This window comes from Mycolicibacter arupensis (genome assembly GCF_002086515.1).
Classification (GTDB): Bacteria; Actinomycetota; Actinomycetes; order Mycobacteriales; family Mycobacteriaceae; genus Mycobacterium; species Mycobacterium arupense.
Window position 1 is genome coordinate 170,709 of record NZ_MVHH01000001.1, and the last position, 20,274, is coordinate 190,982.

General features: G+C 68.3%; 18 protein-coding genes. 5 read left to right on the forward strand and 13 right to left on the reverse strand.

Translation table 11 applies throughout. The features are described 5' to 3' along the window. Positions 1-74: 74 nt before the first annotated feature. From lpqB to alkX, 6 genes are all read right to left on the reverse strand, one after another. The gene (gene lpqB, locus BST15_RS00800) at positions 75-1,811 is read right to left on the reverse strand and encodes an MtrAB system accessory lipoprotein LpqB (RefSeq protein ID WP_234708220.1); all 1,737 of its coding nucleotides are present in this window, start codon (positions 1,809-1,811) and stop codon (positions 75-77) included. A 23-nt stretch (positions 1,812-1,834) separates the two neighbouring features. Continuing rightward, positions 1,835-3,484 carry an MtrAB system histidine kinase MtrB gene (mtrB, locus tag BST15_RS00805; protein ID WP_046190401.1) on the reverse strand — a complete coding sequence of 550 codons (1,650 nt, stop codon included), beginning with the start codon at positions 3,482-3,484 and terminating at the stop codon, positions 1,835-1,837. 19 nt (positions 3,485-3,503) lie between these two features. Continuing rightward, positions 3,504-4,190: a two-component system response regulator MtrA gene (mtrA, locus tag BST15_RS00810; protein WP_019737852.1), complete on the reverse strand. Its 687-nt coding sequence runs from the start codon at positions 4,188-4,190 to the stop codon at positions 3,504-3,506. A 52-nt stretch (positions 4,191-4,242) separates the two neighbouring features. Continuing rightward, complete coding sequence (locus tag BST15_RS00815; RefSeq protein ID WP_046190400.1) at positions 4,243-4,884, reverse strand: dTMP kinase; 642 nt, start codon at positions 4,882-4,884, stop codon at positions 4,243-4,245. A 95-nt stretch (positions 4,885-4,979) separates the two neighbouring features. Further along, on the reverse strand, positions 4,980-6,440 hold the full coding sequence (gene ahcY, locus BST15_RS00820; RefSeq protein WP_109370720.1) for an adenosylhomocysteinase: 1,461 nt from the start codon (positions 6,438-6,440) through the stop codon (positions 4,980-4,982). 73 nt (positions 6,441-6,513) lie between these two features. Continuing rightward, on the reverse strand, positions 6,514-7,119 hold the full coding sequence (gene alkX / locus BST15_RS00825; protein ID WP_046190412.1) for a TetR family transcriptional regulator AlkX: 606 nt from the start codon (positions 7,117-7,119) through the stop codon (positions 6,514-6,516). Positions 7,120-7,278: 159 nt separating this feature from the next. On the opposite strand from alkX, the gene BST15_RS00830 reads away from it, so the two are divergent. The 4 genes from BST15_RS00830 to BST15_RS00850 all read left to right on the forward strand — a co-directional run bounded on the left by BST15_RS00830 (position 7,279) and on the right by BST15_RS00850 (position 12,832). Then, the gene (locus tag BST15_RS00830; RefSeq protein ID WP_046190411.1) at positions 7,279-8,730 is read left to right on the forward strand and encodes an adenylate/guanylate cyclase domain-containing protein; all 1,452 of its coding nucleotides are present in this window, start codon (positions 7,279-7,281) and stop codon (positions 8,728-8,730) included. 32 nt (positions 8,731-8,762) lie between these two features. Beyond that, on the forward strand, positions 8,763-9,683 hold the full coding sequence (locus BST15_RS00835) for an alpha/beta fold hydrolase (RefSeq protein ID WP_046190398.1): 921 nt from the start codon (positions 8,763-8,765) through the stop codon (positions 9,681-9,683). A gap of 472 nt (positions 9,684-10,155) precedes the next feature. Beyond that, a complete protein-coding gene (locus tag BST15_RS21975) occupies positions 10,156-11,979 on the forward strand; it encodes a PE family protein (RefSeq protein WP_165757087.1) in 1,824 nt (607 codons plus the stop codon). 88 nt (positions 11,980-12,067) lie between these two features. Beyond that, positions 12,068-12,832, forward strand: a complete 765-nt coding sequence (locus BST15_RS00850; RefSeq protein ID WP_046191516.1) for an alpha/beta fold hydrolase — start codon at positions 12,068-12,070, stop codon at positions 12,830-12,832. A gap of 1 nt (position 12,833) precedes the next feature. Here BST15_RS00850 and BST15_RS00855 read toward each other — a convergent pair whose 3' ends face one another. From BST15_RS00855 to BST15_RS00880, 6 genes are read right to left on the reverse strand one after another with little or no spacing between them, the layout of a single operon-like run. Then, complete coding sequence (locus BST15_RS00855) at positions 12,834-13,907, reverse strand: type I-U CRISPR-associated protein Cas7 (RefSeq protein ID WP_046686368.1); 1,074 nt, start codon at positions 13,905-13,907, stop codon at positions 12,834-12,836. 5 nt (positions 13,908-13,912) lie between these two features. After that, positions 13,913-14,854, reverse strand: coding sequence for a cation diffusion facilitator family transporter (locus BST15_RS00860; RefSeq protein WP_046190933.1), 942 nt, complete (start codon positions 14,852-14,854; stop codon positions 13,913-13,915). Between the two features lie 2 nt (positions 14,855-14,856). Further along, positions 14,857-16,110, reverse strand: coding sequence for a mannose-6-phosphate isomerase, class I (gene manA, locus BST15_RS00865; protein WP_046190932.1), 1,254 nt, complete (start codon positions 16,108-16,110; stop codon positions 14,857-14,859). A gap of 6 nt (positions 16,111-16,116) precedes the next feature. Continuing rightward, positions 16,117-17,247, reverse strand: coding sequence for a hypothetical protein (locus BST15_RS00870; protein WP_046190931.1), 1,131 nt, complete (start codon positions 17,245-17,247; stop codon positions 16,117-16,119). Then, positions 17,244-18,653: a phosphomannomutase/phosphoglucomutase gene (locus tag BST15_RS00875; RefSeq protein ID WP_046190930.1), complete on the reverse strand. Its 1,410-nt coding sequence runs from the start codon at positions 18,651-18,653 to the stop codon at positions 17,244-17,246. The genes BST15_RS00870 and BST15_RS00875 overlap by 4 nt, the downstream gene beginning before the upstream one ends. Before the next feature lie 58 nt (positions 18,654-18,711). Then, positions 18,712-19,152 carry a DUF3499 domain-containing protein gene (locus BST15_RS00880; protein ID WP_109370724.1) on the reverse strand — a complete coding sequence of 147 codons (441 nt, stop codon included), beginning with the start codon at positions 19,150-19,152 and terminating at the stop codon, positions 18,712-18,714. Positions 19,153-19,245: 93 nt separating this feature from the next. On the opposite strand from BST15_RS00880, the gene BST15_RS00885 reads away from it, so the two are divergent. After that, positions 19,246-19,698 carry a metallopeptidase family protein gene (locus tag BST15_RS00885; protein ID WP_046190934.1) on the forward strand — a complete coding sequence of 151 codons (453 nt, stop codon included), beginning with the start codon at positions 19,246-19,248 and terminating at the stop codon, positions 19,696-19,698. Positions 19,699-19,743: 45 nt separating this feature from the next. Here the strand turns inward: BST15_RS00885 and BST15_RS00890 are convergent, their stop codons facing one another. Next, on the reverse strand, positions 19,744-20,103 hold the full coding sequence (locus BST15_RS00890) for a WhiB family transcriptional regulator (protein ID WP_234708225.1): 360 nt from the start codon (positions 20,101-20,103) through the stop codon (positions 19,744-19,746). Positions 20,104-20,274 lie beyond the last annotated feature (171 nt).

The window sequence follows — 20,274 nt, forward strand, 5'->3', positions numbered from 1 at the left end:
CAGGAAGACCCGCACCTTGGCCGTGGACTCGGGACTTCTGGCCCTGCCTGCGCCTCCCGGGCGGGAGCGCGATATCAGCCCGGCAGTACGGGCACGGCGCCGGTCACCATGAACGGCCCCAGCGGCGCCCAGCCCTGCTCCTCCTCGGCCGCCGCAGACGACAACGCCAGCACCCCGCGCGGGTCGGCCACATAGACCGTGGACGGGTCCGCGACGATCGTCGACACCGGCAGCTGCAGATTGCCGCTGGGCGCGTCGGAGTTCACCCCGTCGATGTTGACGTAGGACACCGGATGTTTCGGATCGGACCTGCTCACCACGATGTCGTCGCCGGTGCGCCATGCCAGCGACACCACCGAGGTACCGAGCCCGAATCCGAGCCGGCGGGGATAGTGCAGCACGAACTGGCCGCCGGGCATCTGCTCGACGCCCGCCAGAATCACCTGGCCGCCGATCACCATGGCCGCCCGCGTGCCGTCGCGGGACAGCTGCAATTCGCTGATCGGGCCGGGGAACCGCGCGGAGACCGCCCCGGAGTCCACCGGGATCCGGGCGGGGCGCCCCGAGGCCACTTCCTGGATGGCCCGCAACACGTTGTTGCCGTCGACCACCACCCACACCGCCTCGTCCAGCGACCAACTCGGCCGTGACAGCGTGTGCCCCTCGGCCGCCTGCACGGCCTCGCCACCGAGGTCACCGATCCACAGGGTGGCCTCCGGGTCGCCGGGGTGCACCACCACCGACGCCACCTGGCGTCCGGTGCGCGACAACGCCGATGACTCCTGGTCCGGCTCCCGACCGAACGCCCCGGGCACCCGGTTGGCCTGCTGCCCGTCCAGGACGAGCAGCGATCCACCGACCAGCGCGTGTACGCCGGCGCCTGCGCCGTCGGAGGCACCGGGATCGGTGGTGGCCACATCGGAAGTCGTCCAGCCATCTGGGAACCGGTCGTCCAGCGCGGCGCCGTCGGCGTCGATCACATAGGGACCCTTGATGTCGGCTCGGGCGAACGTCCAGATCAATTGCGCGGCAAGCAGTTGCCGGGTGTTGGGATCGGTGGCCGACAGACTGTCCAGGTCGACCTTCGCGCCGCCGTAGCCGCGACCCACCCCGCTCTTGCCACCGTCGGCGCGGGTCACCGGACCGCGCAGCCGCACGGGCGGCGCCAGCAGATTGCGGACGCCGGCCATCTCCGGCCGTGGTCCGGCGATCAGCTTGGACACCAATTCGGTCGCCAGCTGATCGGGGTCGGACACCGCGACATAGCGGGGATCGGGAACCACCGTCTTACCGGTCGGGTCGACGAAGTAGAGCGTGTTGCGCTTGTAGGTGGCCTGGAACTGCTGCCAGTCCAAAAACACCCCGTTGGGCAGTCGGTCGATGCGCCAGCCGTCTGAGGTCTTGAGCAGTTCGATCGGCTCCGGCGCCGGCAGCGCACCCTCGGCCGTCTCGAACACGCCCATATCCGACAGCGACCCCAGCATGTCGGCACGCATGGTGACCGCGACACGGCCGGCACTGCGGGTCTCGACGAACACCACGTTGTCGATCAACAGGGCGCTGCCGGCGTCATCCCAGGAGTCGGAGGCCTCTTGGGTGAGGAACTGGCGGGCCGCCCGGTGGCGGTTCGCCGGGTCGGCGGTCGCCTTGAGGAATTCGCGCAACAGCACCTCGGGATCCATGCCCGGTGTGGGCTTGGGCAATACCGAGGGCGGTGGCGCCTCCACCGTGCCGACCGCCTGCGGCGCCGACGTGGTGGGGACCCCCGCGCACCCCGAGAGTCCGGCAACCAGTCCCGCCACGGCCAACATCACCGCCGCGCGGCTGCGGCGCATCATCCGACCCGCTCGGCATGCTCACGGGCCCGCTGACGACGTTCCCGGCGTTCGGCGGGGCTTACCGGTTTCATCGGCAGCGGGCTGGTGGTGACCTTGTGGCCGCGCACCAGCGGCAGGGTGAGCCGGAAGCACGCCCCCTTGCCCGGTTCGCCCCAGGCCTCCAGCCGGCCCTGGTGCAGGCGGGCGTCCTCCACGCTGATCGCCAGTCCCAGCCCGGTCCCGCCCGAGCGCCGCACCCGCGAGGGGTCGGCACGCCAGAACCGGCTGAACACCAGTTTCTCCTCGCCGGGCCGCAACCCCACCCCATGGTCGCGCACGGTGACGGCGACCGTGTCGTCATCGGCGGCCATGCGGATCACCACCGGCCTACGCTCGGCGTGATCGATGGCGTTGGCGATCAGGTTGCGCAGGATGCGTTCCACCCGGCGCGGATCGACCTCGGCGATCACCGGATCACCCGGCATGTCCACCTTGAGCTGGACTCCGGCCTCAGCCGTCAGGTGACCCACGTTCTCCAGCGCACTGTTGACCGTCGCGCGCAGGTCCACCGACTCCACGGACAGTTCGGCCACCCCGGCGTCATGCCGGGAGATCTCCAACAGGTCGTTGAGCAGTGACTCGAACCGGTCCAGCTCACTGACCAGCAGCTCGGTGGAGCGCCGCAGCGAGGGCTCCAGATCTGCACTGTGATCGTGGATCAGGTCAGCGGCCATCCGCACCGTGGTCAGTGGGGTGCGCAGCTCGTGGCTGACATCGGAGGTGAATCGGCGCTGCAGGTTGCCGAACTCCTCAAGCTGGGTGATCTCGCGTGACAGGCTCTCGGCCATGTCGTTGAACGACACCGCCAGCCGGGCCATGTCGTCTTCGCCGCGCACCGGCATACGTTCGGACAGATGCCCCTCGGCGAACCGCTCGGCGATCCGTGAGGCCGACCGCACCGGCAGCACCACCTGCCGTGACACCAGCAGCGCGATACCGGCCAGCAGCACCAGCAGCACCAGACCGCCGGTGGCGATCGTGCCCCGCACCATGCTGATCGTGTTGCGCTCGGTGCCCAGCGGATAGATCAGATACAGCTCCAGGTTGGTGATCCGCGATGTGGTCGGGGTGCCCACCACCAGAGCCGGCCCGGAAAACCCCTCTACGTGCACGGTCGCGTACTGGTAGCTGACCTGACCAGCCTTGACGAACTCGCGCAGGGCGGCCGGAACCTGATCGACCGGCCCGGCGGCGGTCGCCGCTCGCGGCCCCTCACCGGGAACCACCAGCACCGCGTCGAAAGCACCTGCGGTTCCGCTGCCCGCGGCGGGGTCGGTCTTGGACATCAGCGTGTTGCGCGCCAGTTGCAGGCTCGATGACAAGGAACGAGCCTCCTCCCCACCGACGATGCCGCCGGCGGTGACCCGCGCACGGACGATCTGTTCGGTGGCCGCGCGGACCTTGACATCGAGCACCCGATCGGTGATCTGGCTGGTCAGCACGAACCCGAGGCCGAGGATGACCGCTGCCGACATGCCCAAGGTGAGCACCACGACCCGCAACTGCAATGAACGGCGCCAGGCAACCTGAACCGCGCGGCGCAGTGTGTTCACACCGAGCAGCAGGGGACCCGAACGCCGGGGGCGTCGTCTGGAGCTGAAGATCACGCACGCTCCCCGGTCAGGATCACGGAGGTCCGGCCTTGTAACCCACTCCTCGCACCGTCAGCACCACAGTCGGGTTCTCCGGGTCCTGCTCAACCTTGGCCCGCAGGCGCTGGACGTGCACGTTCACCAGCCGAGTGTCGGCCGGATGCCGGTATCCCCAGACCTGTTCGAGGAGCACCTCACGAGTAAACACCTGCCGCGGTTTGCGTGCCAGCGCCACCAACAGGTCGAACTCCAGGGGGGTCAAGGAGATCTGCTCGCCGGCCCGACTCACCTTGTGCGCGGGCACGTCGATGTCGATGTCGGCGATCGAGAGCATCTCGGCCGGTTCGTCGTCGTTGCGGCGCAGCCGGGCCCGCACCCGGGCCACCAGCTCCTTGGGCTTGAACGGCTTCATGATGTAGTCATCGGCGCCCGACTCCAGCCCGAGCACCACGTCGACGGTGTCGGTCTTGGCGGTGAGCATCACGATCGGCACACCAGAGTCCTTACGCAGCACCCGACAGACGTCGATGCCGTTCATGCCGGGCAGCATCAGGTCCAGCAGCACCAGGTCGGGCCGAAGCTCATGGACCGCGGTGAGCGCCTGGGTGCCGTCACCGACGACCGCGGTGTCGAAACCCTCCCCACGCAACACGATGGTGAGCATCTCGGCCAGCGACGCGTCGTCGTCGACGACAAGAATCCTTTGCCTCATGGCGTACATGGTGTCACCAGAACGAGACAAAACGCTGCTAGCACACGCGCGTTTCGCGGAGTTACCCGCGCATCTGTGCAGTCAGATCGGCCGCCAGGCCGGCCGCGTCGACCGTGGGACCGACCACGCGCCAGCATCCGCCAAAGCCCGCCTGGGCCAACCCGCGGTAGACCGCGCCGGTGCGGCGCTGCAGACCGTCGTCGCGCTCGTAGCTGTCCCGGGCGCGAGCGGCATCGGCGTCTTCGCGATGCCGGGCCCGCTGCGCAGCCAGCTCGGCCGGAACGTCGAGCAACACCTGCCAGTCCGGTGTGGGCAGCCCGAACCGGCCGAATTCCAGTTCCCGTACCCAGTCCACCACCGCACCGTCGGCCTCCTGGTGCAGCCGAGCGGCGCTGTAGGCGGCACTGGAGGCGACGTACCGGTCGAGGATCACCACGTCGTGCCCGGCGAGCAGGGTGGCGATCTGATCCTTGGCGCCGGCGCGGTCCAGGGCGAAAAGCATCCCCATGGCATAAACCGAAGCAGCCAGGTCCCCGTGCCCGCCGCGTAGCGCTTCGGCGGCCACATCCGCGGTCACCGACACACCGTAACGTGGGAACGCCAGCGTGGCGACTGTCCGGCCGTCACCTTCGAAGGCCGCGCGCAATCCCTGGGTCAGGGTGTTCTTGCCGGCGCCGTCAACGCCTTCGATCGCGATCAGCACGCGCCGAGCCTAATCCGCCACCGCGAGCGTGAAGTTGGCTTCACGCTCGATGGTCGACGGTGAACCCAACTTCACGCTCGGCGAGGGAGCCGAGATCAGTACCGGTAGTGGTCCGGCTTGTAGGGACCCTCGACGTCGACACCGATGTACTCGGCCTGGTCCTTGGTCAGCTTGGTCAAGGTGCCACCGAGGGCCTCGACGTGGATCCGGGCGACCTTCTCGTCGAGGTGCTTGGGCAGGCGGTAGACCTCGTTGTCGTACTCGTCGCCCTTGGTCCACAGCTCGATCTGCGCAATCACCTGGTTGGAGAAGCTGTTGCTCATCACGAACGACGGGTGTCCGGTGGCGTTGCCCAGGTTGAGCAGCCGGCCCTCGGACAGCACGATGATCGACTTGCCGGTGTCGGGGAAGGTCCACACGTCGACCTGCGGCTTGACGTTGTCGCGGACGGCGCCCGAGCTCTCCAGGGCGGCCATGTCGATCTCGTTGTCGAAGTGACCGATGTTGCCCAGGATGGCCTGGTTCTTCATCGCCTTCATGTGCTCGAGGGTGATGATGTCCTTGTTGCCGGTGGTGGTGATGACGATGTCGGCCTCACCGATGGCCTGCTCGACGGTCTGCACGTCGTAGCCCTCCATCAGCGCCTGCAGCGCGTTGATCGGGTCGATCTCGGTGACCGTGACCCGCGCACCCTGGCCCTTGAGCGAATCCGCACTGCCCTTGCCCACGTCGCCGAACCCGCAGACCAGCGCCTTCTTGCCGCCGATCAGGGCGTCGGTGCCACGGTTGATGCCATCGATCAGGGAGTGCCGGCAGCCGTACTTGTTGTCGAACTTGGACTTGGTGACCGAGTCGTTGACGTTGATCGCCGGGAACACAAGTTCACCCGCGGCCGCCAGCTGGTACAGGCGCAGCACGCCGGTGGTGGTCTCCTCGGTGACACCCTGGACCGATTCGGCGATCTTGGTCCACTTGGTCTTGTCGGTCTCGTAGCGCTCGCGCAGCCTGGCCAGGAAGACCTTCCACTCGTGCGAGTCGCCCTCTTCGGCGGGCGGAACCACGCCGGCCTTCTCGTACTGGGCGCCGCGCAGCACCATCATGGTGGCGTCACCGCCGTCGTCGAGGATCATGTTGGCCGGCTCGCCATCCCAGGTCAGGGCTTCCTCGGCGCACCACCAGTACTCCTCAAGGGTCTCGCCCTTCCACGCGAAGACCGGGGTGCCCTTGGGCTCCTCAACGGTGCCGTGCGGCCCGACGACGACCGCGGCGGCGGCGTGGTCCTGGGTGGAGAAGATGTTGCACGACGCCCAGCGGACCTCGGCTCCAAGGTCGACCAGGGTCTCGATGAGCACCGCGGTCTGGATGGTCATGTGCAGCGAACCGGTGATCCGGGCGCCCTTGAGCGGGTTGACCCCGTGGTATTCGTGACGCAACGCCATCAGGCCCGGCATCTCGTGCTCGGCCAGCCGGATCTCCTTGCGGCCGAACTCGGCCAGCGACAGGTCGGCGACCTTGTAGTCGATGCCGTTGCGGCTGTCCGCGGTCAAACTCATCAGTACGCCCCCGTTAGGTTCGGTGAATTGGCTCCGATACAAGCTACCGGCGCAGGCCGGAGTCCGCTCGGGCGGGTCATTCGGCGTCGACGACGCCGTAGGTCTGTGCTGCCGGGGTGAACAGTCGAGCCAGGTCGGCCGCCACGTCGTGGTCGGATTCTGGAGGCATGGAGACATAACTCATGGCGAGCCTGACGACGGCGCGGGCCAAGATTCCGGCGTCGTCTTCGCTGACCTTGACCCAGCTGTGCATGAACGACGAGGTGAGCCGCTGCGAGCTGCGGGTGATGATCGGACCACTGTCGGTGGTGATGATCTGCAACAAGTCCGGCTTGGCAGCCCCGGTCAGCAAAGAGATCACCAACGGGTCGGCGGCCGAGTCAGAGAAGAAGGTCCGGAACCCCTCCAGGAACGCGGCGTGGATGTCACCGACGTTGTGGGTCATGGCGTTCTCGACGGCGTCGACCAGGCGGTCGGCGAGCCGGACCGCATAACCCTGCGCCAGGCCCTGTCGAGAGCCGAATTCGTTGTAGATGGTCTGCCTGCTGACCCCGGCCGCCTCCGCGACCGCCGCCAACGTGATCGAGGACCAGTCCCGCCGGGTGAGCAACTCCCGCATCGCGTCCAACACCGAATCACGCAGCACCGCCCGTGATGCCTCGGCATAGGAAATGCGTTTCACCGTGGTCACGTTAGCGCCTGCCGCTCCGCGTTCCGCGGATCCGTATAACTTGAGTGCACAACGCACTCAGGGATGGGCACGACCGCGATGACGACTGCAGGTTCGGCCGGTGGTTCGCGGCCGCGTACCGCCGTTCGGGTCCGCGACTACGCGACGGGCCTGGCCTTCGCCCACCTGCTGACCAGTCTCGAGGCCATCGCCGTGGTGGTCTCGCTCAACGATGAGAGTGCGGTTGGCCCTAACAGCCTGCTGCACTGGCCGAACCTTGCCCTGGTCACGGCGCTGGTGGCGTTAGGGACGCTGACCGTCGCGATCGCCGGAGCCGTGAGTATCGCCCCGTCGGTGCGCTGGTACGCGGCCGGGCAGATGCCCGATTCCCGGCAGTGCCGGGCGGCGATCAACATCCTGCGGCGCCAGTCGCTGATCGTGTTCGGAACGTGGGTGGTGAGCGGGGTCATCGCCTTGGCCGTATTCCACTCCCACAACGTCGGGCTGATCGTGTTGCTCAGCACCATCATCGTCTTCGGCGGGACGGCGTCGGTGAGCACCAGCATGCTGTTCACCCAGCGCACCTTCCGCCCGATGATGGCACTGGCCTGGCAGGGTTCGGGCATCCGCGTCGCCGCACCGGGTGTGCTGACCCGACTGGTGACCATGTGGTTCGTCACCTGCGCGCTGCCATCCTTGGCCATCGTGACGTTGATCGTCTGCCGCCGGATGGGATGGATCATCGACCCCAGTTCATCGGTGGAGATCCCCGTTCTGGTGTTGTGCGTGGTGGCGGTGCTGCTCGGGGTCCGCGCCATGATCCTGGTGGCCCGGTCGATCTCCGATCCGGTCGGCGAAGTGGTCAACGCGATGGCCCGGATCGAGCGCGGCCAATTGGACACCGCGGTCGGCGTCTACGAACACTCCGAAATCGGCCGGCTGCAGGCCGGGTTCAACCGCATGGTGGCCGGCCTGGTCGAACGCGACCGGCTCCAAGACCTCTTCGGCAGGCACGTCGGCTCCGATGTGGCCCGGTTGGCGGTGGAACAGGACCTGGCACTGTCGGGCTCAGTACAGGAGGCGGCGATTCTGTTCATCGACCTCGTGGGGTCGACCGAGCTGGCGGCCACCCACCCGCCGGACGAAGTCGCCGGGGTGCTCAACGACTTCTTTCGCATCGTGGTGGACACCGTCGACGCCCAGCGCGGCTCCATCAACAAGTTTCAGGGCGACGCGGCGCTGGCGGTCTTCGGCGCCCCGGTGCCCTCCGAGGATGCGGCCGCCCAGGCGTTGGCAACCGCCCGCATCCTGATCAATCGGCTACGACGGCTGCCGTTGGTCGACTTCGGCATCGGAGTCTCGGCGGGGCGGGTGTTCGCGGGCAACATCGGCAGCGAGAACCGCTACGAGTACACCGTGGTGGGCGACGCCGTCAACGAAGCGGCACGTCTGGCCGATCGCGCCAAGAGTGTCGGCACCCGAGTGCTGTGTTCGCAGACCGCGCTCGACCTCGCCGACGACGACGAACGGGCGCACTGGATGAACTACGGTTCGGCGACGTTGCGCGGCCGCTCTCAGCCCACCGAGATGTCTATGCCGCTTCCCCAGCCTGACCGGGGGTGACCTGGGTTCGAGGCGCGTGCCAGACTCCGAACATGGCTTTTGAGATCACCCGTCCGCAGATGGAAGGCAACATCGCCGTCGGCGAGGGCCGTCAGCTCGGATTCGCCGAGTTCGGCGCCCCGCAGGGCCGCGCGATGTTCTGGCTGCACGGCACGCCAGGCGCCCGCCGGCAGATTCCCCTCGAGGCGCGGGTGTACGCCACGGAAGCCAATATCCGCCTGATCGGGGTGGACCGGCCCGGTATCGGTTCCTCGACGCCGTTTCAGTACGAGACGATCTCCCAGTTCCCCACCGATCTGCGCACCGTGGCCGACACACTCGGGATCGACAAGATGGCGATCATCGGGCTGTCCGGCGGGGGCCCCTACACCCTGGCGTGCGCCGCGGCCATGCCCGATCGGGTGGTGGCGGCCGGCATTCTGGGCGGAGTCGCCCCGGCGGCGGGCCCCGACTCCATCGACAGCAACCTGATGAAACTGGTCCGGCTGGCCGAGCCGGTGCTCGATCGCGCCGGGCGGCCCATCAGCGTGGTGGCGGCCGCACTGATTCGGATGGTCCGGCCGGTGGCCTCGCCCGCCCTGGAGCTCTACGCTCGGCTCTCCCCCGAGGGTGACCGCGAGATGCTGTCCCGCCCGGAATTCAAGGCGATGTTCCTCGATGACCTGCTCAACGGATCCCGCAAGCAGCTCGCCGCCCCGATCGCCGATTCCGTTCTGTTCGCCCGGCCCTGGGGATTTCGCCTCGGCGACGTGCAGGTGCCGGTGCATTGGTGGCACGGCGACGCCGACCACATCATCCCGTTCTCCCATGGCCAGCACGCGGTGTCGCTGCTCCCCGACGCGCGGCTCTACCCGATGCCCGGCGAGAGTCACCTGGCCGGCCTGGGGCGTGCCGAGGAGATTCTGCGCACCCTGCTTGAAGCCTGGGACGCCGCGACCGAGTCCACGCCCTAGCCGCACCACGCCGATTCGGGCCTGATCGCCGGGCTCGCCCTTTCCCATGCCCCATGCCGGTCACGCAAGTCCGGCGACGAACCGGCGTGGCGTCGGCCGCCCCTGCCGAGCGAGGCATGCTCAGACATCTTATTGACAATGATTTTCATTACCAATAAGCTTTTGCACAGCTGACTCGCAGGGACCGAAGGAGCCGCCGTGACCTGATCCGAACTTTCGCACCACGCGTTCTACCCCGTCACGGACCGGTTCTCACCGACATCCACACTTCCCGGCGTCTCCGCCACAGCGTTCGACCGGAATGACGCTTCCGCAGGAACCAATCCTGCTGTGAGATAAGCCTTCCCGTCGTCTCTTCGCAGCTGCCACTTCGCGCTTTGTTGACCCGCGCCGCCGATTGACCTCATCGGCCGGCGTTGTTTGCGCATGGGCTCAACCGGCGGAACAACCACACTCAACTGGAGGAACACCCATGAATACTCAGCACAATTCGCGGCGGCGAGCCCGCGCACGCCGCGCAGCAGTCGGCACCGGCAGCGCGGTCGGAGCGTTGATGACCTTCACCCTGGCGCCTATAGCAGCCGCACCCCAGGCGAACGCCGACGTCGACTGGCTGGTGGATCTCTTCGACGTCAGCGCTGCATCAGCCGACATGGCGGGCCCTGCTGCCGCGGGCGACTTCTATGCCGGTGTCCAGGACTTCATCACCGACTCCGCCAGCGCCGATCTCCTGAACTTCATCAACGGCTTTGGACTCTACGAAGCCCTTTTCGGCCGGCTCTTGGTGGGCAACGGTCTCGATGACTTCACCGGCACCAACACATCGTTGTTCGGCTGGCTGCCCGGCATCGGGGACCTCGGCGACGGCGGATTCCTCTTCGGTGACGGAGGTGCCGGCAGCGACGCGACCTACATCGACAACGTGCTCATCGCCGCGGGCGCCGGCGGCAATGCCGGAATGATCGGCAACGGTGGCATCGGCGGTGCCGGGCTGGACGCCGGCTATTACGGCGGGGACACCCTGATCGACGCCACCGCCGGTGGCGTCGGCGGCTCCGGCGGCTGGCTGCTCGGCGACGGCGGCAACGGCGGTGTCGGCGGCGCGGGCTGGAGCGGCATCTTGACCGATGGTTTTGACGGCAGTTTCGGCGCCACGGGCGGCGCCGGGGGTAACGCGATCTTCATCGGCAACGGCGGAGCCGGAGGCAACGGCGGGGCAGGCGGAGCCGGCAGCGCAGGCACCGCCGCCCTGCTGGAGCAGATCGGCGGCAACGGTGGCAACGGCGGAGCAGGTGGCGCCGGTGGAGCCGGGGGGCACGGCGGCAAGTTCTTCGGCGACGGCGGGGACGCGGGCAACGGCGGCGTCGGGGGCGCTGGTGGCGCGGGCGGCCTTGGCGCCGACAGCATCGCGCACGCGCACGACCATGAGCACTACGTTCACGAGGCCACCGAAGGCGGAATCGGGGGCATCGGCGGCAACGGCGGCGCGGCGGGCAGCGCAGGACTGGTTCGCGCCCTGTTCGGTACGCAGGGCAACGCAGGCACCGCAGGAGCCGCCGGTGACGGTGGCGCAGGCGGCAACGGCGGCAGCGGCGCGATCAACGATGACAGGTTCGTCTCCTCTGGCGCGGCCGGCGGCGCAGGTGGCGCGGGCGGCAACGGAAGCATCGGCGGGGCAGGCGGCGCGGGCGGCAACGGCGGCGCCGGCCTCAACGGCGGCGCAGGCGGCGCGGGCGCCGACGGCGGCAACAGCACCGTCGCCGCGGGCGGTACCGGCGGTGCAGGCGGCAACGGTGGCGGCGGCTACGTCCTGGGCGGCGTAGGCGGCGCAGGCGGGGCGGGCGGAGCCAGCACCACCGGCAATGGCGGCCAAGGCGGCGGCGGCGGAAACGGCGGCGGCTCAGCCGGCGAGAGCATCACCTTGCCGGACAGCAGCGTGGTCTACGGCGCCGGCGGCCAGGGTGGGATCGGCGGAAACGGCGGCGACAACACCAACGGCCATGGGGCCGGGGGCGACGGCGGAGCCGGCGGCAGCGGAGGCAGCGGCGCCCGCGACGAGTACGACGCACTGCTGGCTCCCGGGGGTGACGGTGGCGCCGGCGGCAACGGCGGCGCTTCCGGGAATCTGACCGGTGACGCCGGTGCCGTCGGCGGTGCGGCCGTCGGCGCGACCGGCGGCACGGGAGGCACCGGCGGAATCGGTCATCCGCACGACCACGACCATGACCACGACGGTGACGGTGACGACCACGACCACGACCACGACCACGACCACGACCACGACCACGACCACTAGCGCCCGAGTGATCGGGCAACAGTGATCAGGTGAGGCGCTCGATTGGGGTCGCCCAGTCGAGCGCCTCACTGCGTGCCATGATCGGCACATGTCGGTAGTGCTGGTGCATGGGAACCCGGAATCTGAAGCGATCTGGAATCCCTTGGTGCAGGCCCTGAATCGTGACGATATCGTGCGGCTCTCGCCGCCGGGTTTCGGTGCCCCACTGCCGCAAGGCTTTTCCGCGACCTACCTGGCCTACCGCGACTGGCTCGAATCGGAGCTGGAAGCCCTGAGCGCCTCGGGTGAACCGATCGACCTCGTGGGGCACGACTGGGGCGGCGTACACGTAGTCAACGCGATGATGCATCGACCCGAACTGGTGCGTAGTTGGGCCAGCGACATCATCGGAGTATTCGATCCGGACTACGTCTGGCCCGAGACTGCCCAGATCTGGCGGACACCGGGAGCGGGTGAGCGGCTGGTCGAGAACATGCTCGGCGGGACCGTCGCCGAGCGGACGGCTCTGTGGTCGGCCACGCTGCCGCCGGACATCGCCAGGTCCCTCGCCGAGGCGCAGGGCCCGGAGATGGGGCGTGCCACCCTGTTGCTGTACCGCTCGGTGGAGGGCCCCGGCGCAATGGCGGAGACCGGCGGCGGACTGGAACGCGCGCGCGCCCGTCCAGGCCTTTCGCTGCTGGCGACCGCCGACCCCTACGTGGGCTCTGAGAGCATCCGGCGCCGCTGCGCCCAGCAGGCCGGTGCCCGTACCGCGGAGCTCGAAGGGCTCGGCCACTGGTGGATGACCCAGGACCCGGTGCGCGGGGCCGCCGCGCTGACGTCCTTCTGGAAGGCCGTCGCCGCGGCGTCGTGACTCAGTTGGTCGTGCTCAACCGGCTCTCGATGAAGTGCGGCAACCGGAACCGGCGCGGACCATGGACCACCGTCGCGTTCTGTGCAGCCCCACCGTTCTGAGCGGCGGTGTATGCCGCGGAATTGCCGGTGACGTGCAATATCTGACCCCGCCACGTGATGTCGGCTTCTCGGTAGGCGTCGATCAGGGCGCGCTCCAGCAGCGCGTCGGCTTCGGCGATCGACAGCGCCGCCAAAGCGACGAATTCCCCGTCACGCGCATCGAGGCGCAGCGTGGTGGGACCGGTCTCCACCAAGTCGCAGTTGGCCCGGATACTCAGTTCGGCATTGGCGCGTGCCAGTCCGGCCAACGCATAGGCGGCCAAGAGAACACGACCCGCCTCATCCCCGTCCGGCCCGCAGTCGAACCGCAGTTGCCGCAGTGCGGCGAAGCTGAGCACCTGGGTGCGGATGATCCGGCTGCAACAGACCCCGACATCAGATGCCGTGCGGGAATCGGCGGGTGCGCCATCGACCACAACGCCGATGATCTCGCCAGACAGCACACCCCGGAATCGACTCTGACCCGTGCCCAAGGCCGCGTCGATCGCACCGAAGATCAGGCTGCCGGGGCTCAACTCCAACAGTGCACGGGCATTGTCGGGGGTGCTCTCGCGCGCCGAACGGTACGCGGGGTGTGCGATGGCAGGCTTGCCGTCGATGGATCCGGTCAGGAAATGTCCGTCGAAAATACGCTGCGGCAGTTCAAGATCGGTGTAGACCAGCCGGCCGCCCTCATAGGAGACCTCGATGCGGGGCACCCTGCTCAGCAGCGGGTGCTGATCACGGACGCTCCGTAGAATCGCCGCTTCGACGCGCTGGACCTGGCTGTGGTTGTCATCGATGAGCGCCGTCGCCGTCGGCTCCCCGTCGATCAGCCGCGTCTCCGCGCCCGCGCCGCCGCGCCCTGCGCGATGCACGGGGCTGATCGCGGCGTGCGGCCCACCGGCCGGCGCCAGCTCGGTGGAGACGCTCAGCGTGCTACCACCGCCGGCCTGACACGCCGCGGCGAGCTGGTCAAAGGAGAGTGTGGACAAATCGGTCAACCTTTCTGTTCCACCGAGTGTGGCACAGGCGTGCGATCCAGATCCGGCTCGAGATAGATGACCAGCGCTGCGGGGACGGCCGCGCGGATGTTGGCTTCGGCCGCATCGATGGTGGCCGCGACGCCGGCCAAGTCCAGCCTCGGAACCAGCGCGATCTTGGCTCCCACCAACATCTCATCCGGGCCCAGGTACTGGGTGCGGATGTGGATCAGGCGGGTGACGTTCTCGGTCCCCTCCAACGCCGCGCGAATGGCGTGGTCCTCGGCGGCCGTAGCCCCCTCACCGATCAGGAGGCTGTGCATCTCGACCATGAGGAAGACCGCGACAGCACCCAGCAGGGCGCTGATGCCCAGGGTGCTCACGCCGTCCCACACCGGATTTCCGGTGAGCATGCTCAGCCCCACGCCTGCCAATGCCAGCACCAGGCCGATCAATGCCGCGGTGTCCTCCAACAACACCACCGGAAGCTCGGGATTGCGGGACGTGCGCAGAAACCGCCACCAGCTTCCCGGTCCCTTCAGCGGCCGTGACTCCTTCACCGCGGTCCGAAAACTGTAGGTCTCCAGCCCGATCGCCACCACCAGGATCGCGACGGCGACCACCGGGGAGCTCAACTCCACCGGATGCCGCACCTTCTCGTAGCCCTCATACAGCGCGAACATCGAGCCCAGGCTGAACAACACCAGGGCCACGACAAACGACCAGAAGTACCGGCTGCGGCCGTGCCCGAACGGATGCAGGGCGTCGGGCGCCTTGGCGGCGGCGCGCTGCCCGAACAACAGCAGCGCCTGGTTGGACGTATCGACCACCGAGTGCACCGCCTCGGCGAGCATTGCCGCACTGCCGGTGATCACATAGCCGGTGAACTTCGCCACCGCGATGCCCGCGTTGGCCGTCAGGGCCGCGATGATGGCCCTGGTACTACCCGACGACGACACTCCTAGAGCCCTATCGTCGCCCGAAACAGGACCGCTGGTCTCTGTGCGAGCAGCCGGATCGGCCCGTCGTCGCAGGGCACCCAGGCCGATTCGCCCCGGTGCAGCGTCAACGTCTTGGACTTGGCGTGCACCGTGATCGAGCCCTCGGTGCACAGCAGGATCTGGGGACCCTCGTGGCGCGCGGGCGCGTCGACCTCGTGACCGAGATGGTCACCGTCCACCGTCAGTCGCGACAGCGCAAACTCCTCGGCCGGTGTCTGGTAGACCAGCTCGAGCCCGTCGGTGTAGGTGGCCGGGCGCAACGCCTCCTCCGTGGTTGGGGTGAAGTCCAGCACCCGCAGCAACTCCGGGACGTCGACGTGCTTGGGCGTCAGCCCACCGCGCAACACGTTGTCGGAGTTGGCCATCACCTCCAGTCCGACGCCGTGCAGGTAAGTGTGCAGGTTGCCGGCCGAGACGAAAATCGCCTCGCCCGGCGCCAGCGTGACCCGGTTCAGCAGCAGCGAGGCCAGCACGCCGGCGTCGCCCGGATAGCGCTCACCGAGTTCGAGCACCGTCTTGGCCTCGGCGGAGAACTCGCCGGCGTCGGAACTGAGGTACTGGATGGCGCCTTCGAGCACCGCCGGCACCAGCACATCCAGATCGGGCTGGGGCGCGGTGATCCAGGTGGTGAACAGTGCCCGCAGACCGTCGGCATCGGATTGGGCAGGCGCCGAATCACTGCCGGACTGGCCACCGAGCAGGGCGATGAATGGATCCAGATCCGATACCGCCAGTGCCCGCAACAGCTCGATGGTGCGGGCCACCGGACGGAACCCGGCGAGCGCCTCGAATGGCTGCAATGCCACCAGCAGTTCAGGCTTGTGACTGGTGTCGCGGTAATTGCGAATGGGCGAGGACACCGCGACCCCGAGCCGCTCCTCGCGTTCGTAACCCTCGATCGCCTGCATAGCGCTGGGATGCGCCTGCAGCGACAGGGGTTCGTCGGCGGCCAGGACCTTGACCAGAAACGGCAGCCGGTCACCGAATCGGGCCTGTGCCACCGAGCCCAGCTGGCCCTCCGGGTCCTGGGTCAGCACGTTGAGCAGCGACACCTCACCGGTGTCGGTGTCCAGACAGGCCGGGTCCCCCGGGTGCGCGCCCAACCACAGCTCGGCCTCCGGATGCGCCGCCGGAACCGGCCGCCCGGTGAACTCGGCGATAGCTGTCCTCGAGCCCCAGGCGTAGGTCCGGATCGCACCGTGTAGTTGTTCCACTGTCCGTCAACCCCGCAGAAGTCGCACGTAGGCAGCGGCCATCTCCAACCGCACGGCCAACACCGCAAGTTGTTGTTCGGCCCTGACCGAGCCGGCCGGAGCAGGACTCTCCGTCGGCACCGCAAACTCCTCCGCAGCGCCCGGTACCACCGGAACATCCCCGGCTGCGATGAGGTCGACGTCGCCCAAGCCGTTGATCCGGGCCGCGACCACCGTCCGTTCCTCAGCCAGCGTCAGCGCCAGCACGCGCAACCGGTCGCCGGCCGGACCGTCGATCTGGTCGTCATGAAAGATGTCGGCGACGTCGCGACCCACCGCGGACCGCGCGCGCAGCGCGCTCACGGCATCGGACAGTCCGACCGCCGCCACTGCGCTGCGGCCCACCCGCAGCATCGTCGCCGACCCATGTCGGGCCAGCGCCAACGTGGCCGCACAGTCACCGGCCAGCGCCACCTCACGGCCCACGATACGGTCCGCGAGCAGCTTCGCCGGGTTGGTGAACAGCTCACGTGCGGCGCTGTTGCGCAGCGCCTCGGCGTCGAGCTCATCGGCGAGCGCACCCAGATCCACGGGTGACTCCCCGGCCGCCCCCAGCGCGTCCAGCACCGCCAGTCCGGCGGCAAAGTGACGCAGCAGGCCAAACTCGGGGCGGATCGCGATCCGCGGTTCCAGCACGACGGCCCGGCCGGCCGTGGCGTCGCGCAGCGGACCTTCATAGGGGGCGACCACCACCACGCGCGCCCCCCGACGCACCCCGGCTGCGGCGGCGGCGACCAGCGCCGGATCCCCCGGGTCATCGCCGGCCACGATCAGAACGTCCAGCGACCCGATCCAGGCCGGCGCCTCCGCGGCCAGCACCAGGGGTGCCCGAGCGGCATCGCCACGCACCGCAGTCAGCAAAGACCCGGCCGTGGCCGCTGTTCCACGGGTGGACAACCAGATCACCGACCGCGGCGGGTAGTCCGCGCTCTCACTGCGCACCGCGTCCAACGCACCCTCGTCGACTGTCGCTGCAGTCGCACGCACCTGCGCCCCCGCCATCGAGGCGGCCCACAGCGCACCGTCGTGGTCAGCGGCCAGCAAGGCCTCGGCGTCATCGAGGTCGACGGTGGAGAAGGAGCCCGAGAAAGCGGTCACGGCCGCGGAGTCTCCGCGGCATGCTGTTCGATCTTTTCGGCAACCCGGGCCACCACCGCGTCCACCGCGGCGGCGTCGGGTGCCTCCACATTGAGCCGCAACAACGGCTCGGTGTTGGACGTGCGCAGGTTGAACCAGCTGCCCGCGCCCAGATCCACGGTCACACCGTCAAGGTTGTCGACGGTCACCTTCTCGCCGAACGCCGAGACCACGGCATCCACAAGGAGGGACGCATCGACTCCGTCCGTCAGGGTGAAGTTGATCTCTCCCGACGCCGCGTAACGCTGGTAGTCGGCAGTGAGCTCCGAAAGGGGCCGGGACTGTTCACCGAGGGCGGCCAGCACATGCAGGGCTGCCAACATGCCCGAGTCGGCACCCCAGAAGTCCCGGAAGTAGTAGTGCGCCGAGTGCTCCCCACCGAAGATGGCGCCGGTCTTCGCCATCAACGCCTTGATGAAGGAGTGCCCCACCCGCGACCGCAGCGGGGTCCCGCCGCGTTCGGCCACCAACTCGGGCACCGCCCGCGAGGTGATCAGATTGTGGATCACGGTGGCCCCGGGTTCGCGGGCCAGCTCGCGAGCAGCCACCAGACCGGTCACCGCAGACGGCGACACCGGCTCGCCCCGCTCGTCGACCACGAAGCACCGGTCGGCATCACCGTCAAAGGCCAGCCCGATATCGGCACCCTGCTCGCGCACGAACGCCTGAAGGTCCACGAGGTTAGCCGGATCCAGCGGATTGGCCTCGTGGTTGGGGAAATTGCCGTCGAGCTCGAAGAACAACGGCAGCACCGTGATCGCGCCGACCGAACCGAACACCGCCGGCGCGGTGTGGCCGGCCATTCCATTGCCGGCGTCGACAGCAACCCGCAGCGGACGCAGCCCGGAGATGTCGACCAGGGAATGCAGGAATGCCGCGTAGTCGGCCAGCACGTCGCGGTCGGTGATGCCGCCGCGCGGCCAGGTGCCGTCACCGGCCGGGTCCACCCCGGCGATCAACTCATCGCGAATCCGGTCCAGACCGCTGTCCGCACCCACCGGTTTGGCCCCGGCGCGGCAGAGCTTGATGCCGTTATAGGCCGCCGGGTTGTGGCTGGCGGTGAACATGGCGCCCGGGCAGTCCAACGCCCCGGAGGCGTAATAGAGCTGATCGGTGGAGGCCAGGCCGATCCGGATCACATCGAGGCCTCGGGCCCGCACCCCTTCGGCGAACGCCGCCGACAGCGGAGGCGAACTGTCCCGCATGTCGTGGCCGATCACCACCTGGCGGGCGCCTTCCTCGGCCATCAGGCGGGCAAACGAAAACCCGACCTCAGCAACGAGGGATTCATCGATCTCTGAACCGACCAGGCCACGTACGTCGTACGCCTTGATCACACGGTGGACAGCCGCAGCGGGCCGAGACATGGGAAGGGCTCCTGACGAAGTGGACTTGAGACACCCAAGCCTAGCCCGGAACCTGCGCTCAGTCCGACGGGTCGGGCAACACGCGCAGGTGGCCGCGCCGGCGACCGTTGGTCTTACCAGGTGGACCAGCGGGTGCCAACAGGCCGCCACCAGGCGCAGCGGCCGGTGCGCCCCGGTTCGACGAGTCGACCGGATTGGTCTGCGGGTACCACCCGTTGGCGGGAGCCGCTCGTCCGGATTCACTTTCGCGGACAGCCTCAGCCAGCGCGATCAGGTCATCCTCTTCGGGCGACACCCAGGGGCCGGGGTGGCGGACCAGCTCCCAACCCCGCGGGGCGGTGATCCGGCCGGCATGGCTGAAACACAGGTCCCAGGAATGCGGCTCGGCGGCCGTCGCCAACGGACCGACCACGGCGGTGGAGTCCGAGTAGACAAACGTCAGCGTCGCCACCGCATAGTGCGGACACCCTGGCCTGCAGCAGCGGCGGGGAACGTTCACGCGGTCGAGGCTATCGTGGCCGCGCGCCGCGACGCCGCCGGACACGCGCAAGCGACAGGCACCCTATGCACAACCGTTACCATCGTGGGCGTGATCGCCACGCGTCGGCATTGGCGCGGCCGTGAGGCCCGCGGACCGTTGTTGCCGCCGACCGTGCCGGGGTGGCGCAGTCGCGCGGAACGCTTCGACATGGCGGTGCTGGAGGCCTACGAACCCATCGAACAGCGGTGGAAGCAACGGCTGGCCGCCCTTGATGTGGCCGTCGATGAGATCCCGCGGATAGCCGCCAAGGATCCCGACAGCGTGCAGTGGCCCCCCGAGGTGGTCGCCGACGGACCGATTCCTCTTGCCCGATTGATACCTGCCGGGGTCGATGTTCGCGGCAACCCCACGCGCGCCCGGATCCTGCTGTTCCGCAAGCCAATTGAGCAGCGCGCAAATGACAGCACTGAACTCGATGACCTATTACACGAGATCTTGGTGGCCCAAGTGGCCACCTACCTGGACGTCGAACCGAACGTCATCGACCCGACGATCGACGACTGAGTTCGCGCAAGAGCATGCGCGCCAGCGGCGCGGTCGGCAGCGAGCTCAGATGATGCCGCGCTTGAGGCGACGGCGCTCCCGCTCGGAGAGCCCGCCCCAGATGCCGAAGCGCTCGTCATGCGCCAGGGCATACTCCAGGCACTCGCTACGCACCGAGCAGCGCTGGCAGATCTTCTTGGCCTCGCGGGTAGACCCACCCTTCTCCGGGAAGAAGGCTTCGGGGTCCGTCTGCGAGCAGAGCGCACGGTCTTGCCACTGCTCGTTGGTGGCCGTCGCAGGGTCGAACGAGTCGAACTCGTCGTAGTCCTCAGGTTCGGGAACCAGACTCAGATGCGGCCGACTAGGCATCACCTCGAGCCCGCTCGGCGCGGCCAATTCGGCACCGGCGTGCGACACGCCCCCCATCACGCCCCAAAGGTGCTCATAGGACATGCTCCGCCTCCTCACCTGTAGAGCGATACTGATATGTCTGCCGAAAAACGAGATGCTGACCGTCTCAATTCGAACATGTGATCGAATCTCGGTCTGCGACACCGAAATCGGCTGGCCAACCGGGAAATGACACTAGTGTGATTA